9 protein-coding genes are annotated in these 12,460 nt (G+C 43.2%); 5 read left to right on the forward strand and 4 right to left on the reverse strand.

What is annotated here, in order from left to right:
- Positions 1–201: 201 nt before the first annotated feature.
- Positions 202–564 (reverse strand): 6-carboxytetrahydropterin synthase QueD, encoded by a 363-nt coding sequence (gene queD, locus AB4589_RS18715; protein WP_009847038.1) that lies wholly within the window; start codon positions 562–564, stop codon positions 202–204.
- A gap of 326 nt (positions 565–890) precedes the next feature.
- Between queD and AB4589_RS18720 the strand changes: the two genes are divergently transcribed.
- Complete coding sequence (locus tag AB4589_RS18720) at positions 891–2,525, forward strand: methyl-accepting chemotaxis protein (protein ID WP_372101474.1); 1,635 nt, start codon at positions 891–893, stop codon at positions 2,523–2,525.
- Between the two features lie 122 nt (positions 2,526–2,647).
- Here the strand turns inward: AB4589_RS18720 and AB4589_RS18725 are convergent, their stop codons facing one another.
- Positions 2,648–4,120 carry a SulP family inorganic anion transporter gene (locus AB4589_RS18725; protein ID WP_372101476.1) on the reverse strand — a complete coding sequence of 491 codons (1,473 nt, stop codon included), beginning with the start codon at positions 4,118–4,120 and terminating at the stop codon, positions 2,648–2,650.
- A 684-nt stretch (positions 4,121–4,804) separates the two neighbouring features.
- Here AB4589_RS18725 and asnS point away from each other — a divergent pair.
- Together asnS and AB4589_RS18735 are read left to right on the forward strand one after the other, a co-directional pair.
- Positions 4,805–6,205: an asparagine--tRNA ligase gene (gene asnS, locus AB4589_RS18730; protein ID WP_004734710.1), complete on the forward strand. Its 1,401-nt coding sequence runs from the start codon at positions 4,805–4,807 to the stop codon at positions 6,203–6,205.
- Between the two features lie 332 nt (positions 6,206–6,537).
- A complete protein-coding gene (locus AB4589_RS18735; RefSeq protein ID WP_372101478.1) occupies positions 6,538–7,917 on the forward strand; it encodes a hypothetical protein in 1,380 nt (459 codons plus the stop codon).
- A gap of 267 nt (positions 7,918–8,184) precedes the next feature.
- Here AB4589_RS18735 and AB4589_RS18740 read toward each other — a convergent pair whose 3' ends face one another.
- Both AB4589_RS18740 and AB4589_RS18745 read right to left on the reverse strand, forming a co-directional pair.
- On the reverse strand, positions 8,185–8,391 hold the full coding sequence (locus tag AB4589_RS18740; protein ID WP_004734707.1) for a hypothetical protein: 207 nt from the start codon (positions 8,389–8,391) through the stop codon (positions 8,185–8,187).
- A 127-nt stretch (positions 8,392–8,518) separates the two neighbouring features.
- Positions 8,519–9,922, reverse strand: coding sequence for a PLP-dependent aminotransferase family protein (locus AB4589_RS18745; RefSeq protein WP_372101480.1), 1,404 nt, complete (start codon positions 9,920–9,922; stop codon positions 8,519–8,521).
- 220 nt (positions 9,923–10,142) lie between these two features.
- Between AB4589_RS18745 and AB4589_RS18750 the strand changes: the two genes are divergently transcribed.
- A complete protein-coding gene (locus AB4589_RS18750; protein ID WP_009847048.1) occupies positions 10,143–10,442 on the forward strand; it encodes a hypothetical protein in 300 nt (99 codons plus the stop codon).
- Positions 10,443–10,740: 298 nt separating this feature from the next.
- Positions 10,741–12,267 (forward strand): HD-GYP domain-containing protein, encoded by a 1,527-nt coding sequence (locus AB4589_RS18755; protein ID WP_029223785.1) that lies wholly within the window; start codon positions 10,741–10,743, stop codon positions 12,265–12,267.
- Positions 12,268–12,460: the final 193 nt, after the last annotated feature.

Raw genomic sequence — 12,460 nt, forward strand, 5'->3', positions numbered from 1 at the left:
CCCCCCCCCCCATTAACAACAAAGCTTGTATAAAGAGCACCCAAACATATATGACAGCTACAAAAAAGGCGCTCTTGTAAGCGCCTTTCGTTCGATTATAGCTTTTAAGGCTATAACCTTGAAAGCTATAGTATTGAAGACTGTTGCCTTGATAGCTGTAACTTTGATAGCTGTATCTTTGAAATCTACAGCATCGAAACCTTATTCACCGCGGTAGATACAACCCGCTGTACATGTTTCTTTAATCTCAACCTTGCTCAAAAGTGGCAAGCTTGGTTTAAGTTCATTCCAGATCCACTTAGCCAATACTTCACTTGTCGGGTTTTCTAAACCTTCAATGTCGTTTAGGTAGTAGTGGTCTAAACGGTCGTAAATTGGTTTGAATACAGCTTTAATTTCAGAAAAGTCGATTACCCAACCTGTATGCGGGTCAACTTCGCCTTCTACGTACAAACGAACAAGAAAAGAGTGACCATGCAAACGACCGCACTTATGCCCTTCTGGCACGTGTGGAAGATGGTGGGCTGCTTCAAACATAAACTCTTTGTATAACTCAGTTCTCATTGTGTTTCTCAGGCTAAAAAATGACACGTAATATTACGTAAAACCAATGCACACTACAAGTTCTATCACCACTGTACGGCCTTATTAGCGGCAAGGGTGGATCTTGTTGCTAGCCACTCACTTGAGTCACAATAAAACACATATAAAGATGGCTTGAAAATCACCATACGCTTAACCTTCTCGCCCAACGAGAAACAAACCCACTACATCACAGAAACATAACCACAACCGGAGTATGGTCACACAATCGGTTATACCCCATAGGTGGTAGAGCCGCTTACACGTAAAGTATGCATGTCATTATACTTAATAAAAACAAACACCTTATGCGCTCAACAATCACCTTTAAAATCCTAGTAGCCCTCGCCATTGTGTTCACTTTCTTGCTTGCAATATCGACTTACTTTCAATATTCGCAGCAAAAGCAACTTGTAAACTCGGTGTTAAGTGAGCAGCTTCACGATAAGGCAAGCAACTATTTCGATAGCCTTAATATGATGATGCTGACTGGCACCATGGCACAAAAAGAGACCCTTCGTCAGAAAGCGTTAGCGCAAGAAGGCATTGAAAATGTTCGTGTACTGCGCGCCGATGCAGTGAGCAAATTGTACGGACCTGGCAATGACAACCAAACACCTATTGATGATATCGATAAACGAGCGCTAGCAGGCGAAACTGTTATCGAACCCTTTTCTGCCGATTGGGGTAAAGGCTTGGTTATTGCTCTGCCAATGAAGTCGAGCGAGAACTATCGCGGCACCAATTGTGTGGCATGTCATATGGCACCAGAAGGTGAAGTATTAGGCGCGATTCGCCTAGAATATAACCTCAGCCACGTTAACGCGCTGATCAACACTCAAACCATGGCTGCTATAGGCATTATGGCGGTTATCTCCTTCGCCGGGTTTGTTCTTACGATGGGATTAATTCGTAAGATTATCGTTCGCCCTCTTCAACAGACTTCGCGGTTTATGACCCAAGTAAGCAGCGATAAAAACCTGTCCACTCGTTTGCCCGAACAAAGTAAAGATGAGATTGGCACGCTGGCTAACGCCATCAACTCGTTCATGGGAACCGTTTCTAACAGCTTAGAAAAGGTACAAGATACTTCGCACAAACTGAATGCGTCAGCCAATCAACTGACTAGCGTTGCTCAAATTACCGAGCAAGCCGCCAGCGATCAACAAAACGAAACCACAGAAGTGCAAAACAATGTCGAAGGAATACAAGCACAACAGGTCAATGTAGAACAAGCCACTTTAACCGCGTCAGAACTCATCAATCACACCTCAGATGTGGCTTGTAAGAGTGCTAACCAAGCACATGATGCAAGTAGTGAGATTAAGAATCTAGTGAGCAGTATCGAAGAAGTGAAACACAAGATACAAACACTTAATGAGCAAACTGGAGAAGTCTCTTCAATATTGAGTGTGATTCGTGGCATTGCCGACCAAACCAACCTTCTAGCCTTGAATGCAGCGATTGAAGCGGCTCGAGCGGGAGAACAAGGTCGCGGCTTTGCGGTAGTGGCAGATGAAGTTCGTAATCTTGCATCACGAACGGCAGAGGCTACTGGCAGTATTGAGTCTATCATTCAGCAGTTCCAACAAGGCAGTGAAGAATCGCTGAATTCTGCTGACCGCGTTTGCGAACAAGCACATCAAAGCTCGACAGATATCGACGCACTGTCCGTTGAAATGAACGGTGTCGTTGAAGAAATGAAACAAGTGTTAGCTCATGCACAAAATATTCAGCAACAGACGCAATCCACCACACAAGCAACCCAAGATGTGCAACAAAAAGTTGAAACCATCACTTCTCACGCCGACAACACATCGCAGTCTGCAGCTGAGACTCGTGGAATCAGTAATGATTTAGAAGAGCTATCAGATCACCTTGAATCTCTTATCAACCAATTCACCTTATCGAACTCAAATACCAACGATAAAGGTCAGTCATAGGCCGTTAGAACTCCCCTAGCGACATCAACAAAAAAGCGCTCAAAGATGAGCGCTTTATCTTCATAACAATGTCTAGTTCAGGCTTTTAAACTTTTAAACTTTTAAACTACCTTAAACCATGATTAGTGCGTAATGGAAACCGCGGTTAAGTCTTTATGCTTGTGGTACATCGCGTGTTTGAATATCAGATTCGCACTCACGGTATCCATTCCTGCGACCTCTACATAAGCACCCTTTTTTCGGAACTTAAACACGACCTTATCAAGCGCCTCAACCGACGTGTTATCTAGGAACGATGCATCCGATATATCGATCGTCACTAAAGACGTGGCCTTGTCATAGTCAAATAGATCGACAAACGCATCTGAAGAAGCAAAAAAGACATGGCCTTTTACTCGATGGGTGGTGTGCAGTTCGTTAGTCACCACTTCATCAGATATAAAGACCATCGACTTGCTGGCATGCGCATAAAACAAAGCTGACAACACCACGCCAACTGCAACACCTATCGCGAGATTGTGCGTAAACACCACCACCGCTACGGTCGCTAGCATCGTCACATTAGTAGGGAGCGTGTGATCTTTAAGTTCAACAACAGAACGCCATGAAAACGTGCCGATTGAAACCATGATCATCACAGACACTAAAGCCGCCATCGGTATCAGCTTCAACCAATCAGAAACAAACACCACCATTAGCAACAAAACAACCCCAGCGATCATACTGGATAATCGGGTTAAGCCGCCTGATTTGATGTTAATGATCGACTGACCGATCATCGCACACCCCGCCATACCACCAAATAGTGAGGCAGCGATGTTTGCTACACCCTGCCCTTTGCATTCATTGTTCTTATTACTTTCAGTATCGGTCACCGTCATCAATGATTCCAGTAAGCCAACCAGAGATAGAGCGATAGAATATGGCAGGATGGTTGCAAGCGTATCAAACGTGAATGGAATATTAGGGATCAAGAATACAGGCAGTGAATCCGGAAGCTTGCCCATATCGCCAATCGTTCTGACATCTAAACCAAATAACAAACTGATAATAGTCAGGGCAACAATCGCGACTAATGGAGAAGGTATCGCACGACCAAACTTGGGAAAATAAGGAAGCAGATAAATGATCGCCAAACCCAAAGCGACTAACACGTAAACGCTCGAAGGGACGTTGATCAACTCAGGGAGCTGAGCCATAAATATAAGAATAGCGAGCGCGTTAACAAACCCAGTAATCACCGATTTGGAAACGAAATTCATCAGATTACCAAGCTTGAGGTATCCAGCCGCGATTTGAATGACGCCAGCAAGAAATGAAGCTGCGAGTAGATACTCTAGCCCGTGTTCTCTCACTAAGGTAACCATCAACAGCGCCATTGCGCCCGTTGCCCCAGAGATCATCCCCGGACGACTGCCAACCAAAGCGGTTACAACACAGATACAGAAAGAAGCATAAAGCCCTACTTTAGGGTCGACGCCTGCGATAATTGAAAATGCGATGGCTTCAGGGATTAATGCGAGTGCAACCACAATCCCAGATAATGAATCTCCTTTAACGTTTGATAACCAGTGTTTTTTTAAATAATTAAGCATGTAATTCTCTTTTACTTGTACAGCCAGTCCTACCTTGTTCAGACATAATTTGATCGACTGTTTTTCTTGAATGAGCGAGCGCTCGAAAAGTGCGGGTGTAGAGAGAATGCAGGGGTTAAGGCGGCGTAATTAACACGTGAATATTAAACTCCTTTAGTGGGTGATTGTTTAGTAGAACGAAATCAACACCTGTGCTTTTTTTTATCGCGTTTGTCCTACACAGGTCAGAATGGCCGACAATATAGAGTGAGTGCCACTTTAATCACACGACCAATATTGCAAACAAAGGTTTCGAATATTAACGATTTCTGAACAAACCAAAACTGTTTATGCCCTTCAGTCCCGTCGTTTGAACTACTCTAATTACAGCAGATCAACAAGTAATGAAAATCCTTAACCATTCGCACTAGTCCACTCCCCTAGTTCTCTAAAATCAACAATCACAAGGAAAAATCGAACAAAAAACACACCCTCAAACCTATTTATCGTCAGTAGACACAATATTTCTTTCACCAAGCAAGAATAAAGGTTGAAGCTGTCGGTATGACAGGTAATATGTTCAATCGATTTAAAAAGTTTATACAACTCAATGTTTCGGCTAATTATTGTGCAAATATATGTTCATTTGCCTCAATGCTAGAGACTTTGAGTTGAATTTGTCCCTCAATGGAGAATGAAATCAACATGACTTACGCGCCTGTAACAGACGTACTTGGCGGCAAGCTAGCGGTAGACAGTGAAGTAACTGTTCGCGGCTGGATCCGTTCACGTCGTGATTCCAAAGCTGGAATCTCTTTCCTTGCCATTTATGACGGCTCTTGTTTCGACCCGATTCAGGCCGTGGTTCCTAATAATCTTAATAATTACGAAGACGAAGTATTAAAGCTAACAACTGGCTGCTCTGTTGAAGTAACAGGTAAGATTGTTGAGTCTCCTGCGAAAGGTCAAGACTTCGAACTAGCAGCAACTGACGTTAAAGTTGTAGGCTGGGTTGAAGACGCTGACACTTACCCAATGGCTAAGACACGTCACTCTATTGAATACCTTCGTGAAGTTGCTCACCTACGCCCACGTACGAACGTGATCGGCGCAGTAGCACGTGTACGTAACTGTTTATCTCAAGCGATTCACCGTTTCTACCACGAGCAAGGTTTCTTCTGGACTTCAGCTCCGCTTATCACTGCATCTGATGCAGAAGGCGCTGGTGAAATGTTCCGCGTATCGACGCTAGACATGGAAAACCTGCCTCGCACTGACGAAGGCAAAGTTGACTTCAACGAAGATTTCTTCGGTAAAGAAACTTTCCTAACAGTATCTGGCCAACTTAATGCTGAAGCTTACGCTTGTGCACTAAGCAAGGTTTACACGTTCGGTCCTACGTTCCGTGCTGAAAACTCAAACACAAGCCGCCACCTAGCTGAATTCTGGATGGTTGAGCCTGAAGTTGCGTTTGCAGACCTTGACGATGTAGCGAAACTGGCTGAAGACATGCTTAAGTACGTTTTCGCTGCTGTTCTTGAAGAACGCCGCGACGACCTTGAGTTCTTCGCTTCTCGCATCGACAAAGAAGCAATCACTCGTCTAGAGCAATTCGTAGACGCTGATTTCGCACAAGTTGACTACACTGACGCAATCCAAATCCTACTAGATTCTGGTAAGAAATTTGAATTCGACGTTGAGTGGGGCATCGACATGTCTTCTGAGCATGAGCGTTACCTAGCTGAAGAGCACTTCAAAGCACCTGTTATCGTTAAGAACTACCCGAAAGACATCAAAGCTTTCTACATGCGCTTAAACGACGACGGCAAAACAGTTGCAGCAATGGACGTACTTGCACCAGGCATCGGTGAAATCATCGGTGGTGCACAACGTGAAGAGCGTCTAGACATTCTAGACGAGCGCATGATTGGTATGGGTATCGACCCTGAGCACATGAGCTGGTACCGCGACCTACGTAAATACGGCACAGTGCCTCACGCTGGCTTCGGTCTTGGCTTTGAGCGTCTAGTGTCTTACGTAACAGGTATGGGCAACGTTCGTGACGTTATCCCGTTCCCACGTACACCACGCTCTGCTAACTTCTAATCTCAGCTTTCTTCTTTCAGAGAAGTCAGTATAGATAGATAATTAATTAAATAGATAAAAACCTCCGTATGTACGGAGGTTTTTTTATTCCCCGAGATTATTTCTGTTACCCACAACCTCCCTTCCCCACCCACAAATTCTCCTGCGTATTCTCGATTCAAAAGCGGTTAGACGTGAAGATAACAAATCAACAAATCAACAAATCAAAATCATATAGTTAAGCACTGTAATTTTATGTAATGAACACCTGACAAAGTCATACAGTATTGATGTCCTGTATAAATTATTCTTCTTACTAATTAATTTGTGAATATAAATTTTTAGGGACCCCAATGAAAACAAGCATTTTATCTGCAGCTCTACTAATCACTTTAACCGGATGTGGCGGAGGAGGCTCATCGACTCCCGCGAAAAAACCAACAGTTAAGCCAACGCAAAAGCCAGTGGTATTTATCTCTAAATGTTCGCAACCCTTACAAGGGGATACAGCCTTAACCTTCAAGATTAAGGGTACAATAGCGAGTGTCAATGGCGTTGCATGTAGTGGTAGTCCCAAAGCATTTGACGATATGATCAAAGCTCACCCGAATACAAAAACGCTGAACTTCATCGATATGGGTGGCTCTATGAATGATGATGCCAACATTCAACTAGCGTACAAAGTAAGAGCGAAAAAATTAGACACGTACATTAGCTCTATTGGACATGTCGCTTCGGGGGGAACTGACCTTTTCGCTGCGGGTGTGAAAAGAACGATTGAACCAGGTGCTCGATTAGGCGTTCACTCATGGGCACAAGGGTCTTTACAAGGGGCTTCATTGCCTGTTGGTCATAGTGAGCATAAACCCTACATTGATTATTATAAAAAGATGGGATTACCAGATCCGAGCGGCTTCTACTGGTTTACACTGAAAGCTGCTCCGGCTCAAGGAATGCATTATATGACTCCTGCTGAAGTATCTACGTATGGTTTGGCGTCTGTAATGACGGGTGTTACAAAAGACCTACGAGCAAATTACACTCCTAAAAACAGCCTTTTGAACAACAACCTGCTGGACGTTGTGAGCGATAGCCTGAAAGCTGTAGCGGTAGAAAACCACGTGAGAAAAAGTGTATATGCACTTGATCATGTCTCTTCACTATTATTCAAGCAATTTAATGTATCAAACCGAGATGAGTTAATAACCTACTTAAAGGGTAATGGTAAACTAGATCCTGTTACCAAATCGTATGTATTCAAAGCTACATCAACTCAGCCGACGACTGTCTATAACTCAAAAACGGACACAATAAATACAGCATATAGGTCCGATGATAAGTACCGTGTCGCTCCTAAGCCCTTAATTGAAACGGGTTTGATGATCGAAAATTATGGCATTGAAACATCACACACATCTGTTCAGGTTGAATTGAACAAAAGCGCGATCCAAGTTGAGATTGCAGATGAACAATTTACCCTAGTTAAAGACCCATCAGTCAACACAATTAACTACTGTAAAAAAATCAAGTTCAAAGTCGCATCAGGGAAACTGGTCACTGTTGCTAACTGCTTAGAGAGCACTCTCAAAGGTGACCAAGTTCAACTTGTCAATTACGAAAGAACGACAAAGAGAGATATGCTAGGTAGCGTAGCTCCGACCGTAACCAAATCGGTAACCAAGACTTCGAACTTTGAATTCAATGCTAAGCAAAGTACGCTAATTACTAAGTAATTTTACACAATACTTAAAGAAGCCCTACTTAGCATAAGTAGGGCTTCTTTTTTATTCACTGATCGCCTTTCTGTTCAAATGCATTCACTTTCAAAAACAAGTTTTATGTGCTTGAAACAGGTGTGTATAGTAATTGTATTTCATCAAGGATTTTTATTTCACGACGATAACAACGATGCCTACGCAATTCCGTTTCATGTATACAACGAAAAAGCCCCACCAAATCATGGAGGGGCTCTGAAAGATCATTTTTGTGTACTCAAAAACTTAGTCGACATCTTGGTCGATAGCGTATTTTATCGCGAGACCGCAGATTGCCATCATAACGAATGGGATGGCGGCAGTCGTGTATTCTGCCCATGCCATATCAGCGAATGCTTTTGCCAGTAGTACGTGGCCGAGGATTAACAGAAGTGCACACACAATAGCAACGATAATCAACTTAACTTCGTTACCCATAGTCATTTTCAACATAACGGTATCTCCAATATTTGGTCTATCGATATTGAATCACAACTCGTTGGTCAAGAAGGCGTACAGTTGCATCGGTATCAGTCCGTACAGTTGGAATCATTGTCTTTTTTATGAGTGACTTACGGTTTTACGAGTGCGTAAGTTGACGCGCAAGCTTACCAAGTAAGAGCAGCGCTTGCTCTTTCTCTGCTGTGAGTTCATAAGAGAAGTTCAATCTAATCGCGTTGTCTACTCTGCCCAACTCGCTAAAGAGGTCTCCAGAGGCGACGCTAATGCCTTGAGCAATCGCGAACTGATGGAATTGTTGGCTATCGAAGTGAGGAGAGAACCGTACCCACACGAAGTAACCACCAGCAGGGTCTTCTATCTCGATGGAATGTGGGAAATATTGCTTAATGACCTCTATAAATCGCTTTTTTCTCATTAGAAGATTTTTACGCAATTTACGAAGGTGATTGTCGTAGCTTTCGTGTGTCAAGAAGTGCGCGACGCCAAGCTGCACAGGAGCACTACTCGACAGCGTAGAAAGAAGCTGAAGTTTTTGAATCGCATCATTAAAACGCGAACTCACCACCCAACCAACACGATAGCCAGGACATAAACTCTTAGAGTAAGAGCCGCATAGCAACACTGAGTCTGTTTTATCAAATGCTTTTAGCGGTTTAGGTTTATGCCCTTCGAAATATAGGTCGCCGTAAACATCATCTTCGATAATATAAGTCTTGTATTGTTCAGCAACCTCAACCACTCGGCGCTTCGCATCTTCAGACAAACTTGTTCCAGTCGGGTTTTGAAACGTCGTCATCAGCCAACACGCTTTTACCTGTTGGCTTTTTAATGCACTTTCAAACTGTTCAATATTCAATCCACCAACTGGGCAAACATCCACCTCAATAGGGATTAGGCCTAGCCTCTCTACCGCCTGTAACGCGCCATAGAATGCTGGAGATTCAATCACAACATTATCACCCGATTTAGTAACCGTTTGCAGGCTTAAGTTAAGCGCTTCCATTGCGCCAGAGGTGATCACGATATCTTGATGGTTAACCGTAATACCTTGCTGCAGGTAACGTTGAGCGATTTGTCTTCTTAGGGACTCACTGCCCGGTGGCAGATTATTGATCACACTAGCACCTGTCATCTTCCTTCCCGCACTGGCGAGGTTTCTAGTCAAGGTAGGCAAAGGAAAAAGGTCAGGATCTGGGAATGCTGATCCAAAAGGAATAATCCCCTCAGCTGAACTCGATTTCAAAAAGTCGAATAAGCGATCATTAATGGCTTTCTTTTTGTGTACTAACGGCAGTTCATAATCAACGCCGTCCACACGTGGTGCAACAAAGTAGCCCGACTGAGGCTTAGCGATGATCCACCCTTCGCTTTCTAACAATTGGTAGGCTTGTAAGACAGTACTATTGCTGACGCTGTAATTGCGACAACTCATGCGGACGGAAGGGATCTTTTCTCCTGAACGCCACGTGTTGTTCGCTATCTGAGTTCGAATATCCTTTGCAAGCTCTTCATAACGCGCCATCTAATTGTACTACCTAGAGAAATTCTAATAAGCCTGAGATTTTATCACTAACGTTAACAACTATTGCTGCTATCCATATGATTGAGCCTAATTTCTATAATAGTGTGAATTGGTTCACAGATAACTTTGTATGCTTTGCTAAGTTTGTAACCAAGGCGAGAGCCAAGTTCGTTCTACGCCTCTATAATTTGATGTAATCCAAAAAACATGCGAGATAAAAATGAAAAAAATAGAAGCAGACCAGTTAAGTTATAAAGGAGAGTCAAACGGTGTTCATAGTTGGACAACACCGAGTGGCCAGCCATATTACTGGCACCCAGACTGGCTCCATATCGCTGAAGATGCAACAGGCTCACATCCAAAGCAGGAGATCGACGTCGATCAAGATCAAGCACCAACTGAGAAACACGCGGTGTCTGCTATTCTGAAACACCTAAACCAATGGGCATCAGACAAACTAGCATCTCACCCAGACATTGAAACCAACTCAATTGAATCTGAAATCAATCTGAAAAAGTAATTTGATTAGAGGTAAGTAGTCGTCAATCACTCTCGACTTTACTCAAATATATCGACTGAATAGTCTCGTATTTCAACCGGGACTATTCAAGTGCCTTCATAAAAACTGCCGTAATAACACCCATCTAGCTAACAATTATCTAACACAAACCAATTTTTTGTATCATTCAACAAAAGCTATCGATAGAATCCCCGACCTTATTCACACTCGCTATACTAGCCATACATACCTACCAGCCTCGTGAATTAATACACAAAATACGTATTCGTAAACTTAGGAATAGTTGCGAGACCTTAAGATGAAAATGAACAAAGGCTTATCGATGGATACTTCAAATTACAATCAATCGCTAACGACTCAATTATACGTCATCGCTGGCGTGCTATTTGGCACCTACGGCAGTCGGGTATGCCCGATGCTCGAAAGCTTAACGACGTTAGAAATTTTCACCCAAGTCAGTAGTGTCTTTATCTTATTGTGGCTAGCGCGTCATTATTTGCTATCGCAACACACCTTAGTCAAACAAGGTCGATTTGCACAACTCGATACTATGTTGTTCTTTGCCGCGAGTATTCCTTTCGCGCTCTACTACAACCTAAGCTACGAATTCACGATAGACAGTAACTTGAAAGTTCTGTTTGGTATGAGTCTATTCGGTTTCTTTACCGGAACCATTCTTCAATTGAAAGCGAAGCTTAGCCAAATAGATGAAATGGAGATGACTGGGCAATTTGACTTCCACCTGATAGGTGAAAGAAGTTCACTGGTTAAACAAATGATTGGTTTGGTCATCGTGCTTCTGGTAACACTGACCACCATGCTGACTATGGTGGCCGTCAAAGACATCTTCTGGCTAGAACACAACCCCAGCCGTTTGCTAGATGGTACGGGCAAGATCAGCGTGATCAAAGAGTTCATTTATTTGGCGGTTGTACTAGGTGGATACGCGATAACCATCATGACTCTATGGAGCCAGCTGATTAGACGTATTCTTCTAAGCCAAGAGCACGCATTAAGTAAAGTAACTAATGGTGAGCCAGGCGTTCGCTTACCTATATTCAGCTACAACGAGCTTGGGTCAATAGCATCTATGACCAATACCATGCTTGATAGCCTCGAAAACGCTCAAGACGAAGTAAAAACCACACGTGACGTCGCGATTGTTAGCTTATCTGCACTAGCTGAATCTCGAGACAATGAAACTGGCGCCCATATTTTACGAACTCAAGAATACGTAAAGGTACTCGCACTGGAGCTCAGCAAATCTGAAGCTCACGCGATCTTATTAACACCCAACTATATCGAGCTGCTTTATAAATCTGCCCCACTGCATGATGTAGGTAAGGTTGGAGTACCTGACAGTGTGCTGCTAAAACCGGGCAAACTGACGGATGAAGAGTTTGAGATAATGAAAGGTCACCCTGCTATTGGCGCCGAAGCGTTATCTATTGCAGAAAAGCAATTAGGAAGCAGTTCTTTCTTAAGAGTCGCGAAAGAGATTTCTCTCACTCACCACGAGAAATGGAATGGCAGCGGTTATCCCAACCAACTGTCTGGGGAAGATATTCCTCTATCCGGCCGCTTAATGGCATTGGCCGATGTTTATGACGCATTAATATCGAAGCGAGTCTACAAGCCAGCCTTTACTCATGAGCAAGCGAAACAGATTATCTTGGAGGGCAATGGGACCCATTTTGACCCGCAAATTGTCCAAGCTTTTCTGGCCGTCGAACAAGAGTTCGTTTCAATTGCCGCGACCTACAAGGATGGAAAAAACATGCAAAGTGAACTTGAACGAGAAAGCTTTGTTGCTCAACCTGCTTAGTCTTTTCGAAAACCACTAACTATACAGGCTCCGACTATACAGGTTACAGTAAGTTATGGGGTGTTATACAGGCTACAATAGTTATATAGGTTAGGCCGCAGAGTGATTTTTTGAGTCAGCTTCATTCGAGTATTAAGTTAAACGAAACAGGAATAGTGACTGAATAAGATTCTATAAAAAAACCAGCATATAT

This window comes from Vibrio sp. 10N.222.49.A3 (assembly GCF_041475145.1).
GTDB lineage: Bacteria > Pseudomonadota > Gammaproteobacteria > Enterobacterales > Vibrionaceae > Vibrio > Vibrio tasmaniensis_A.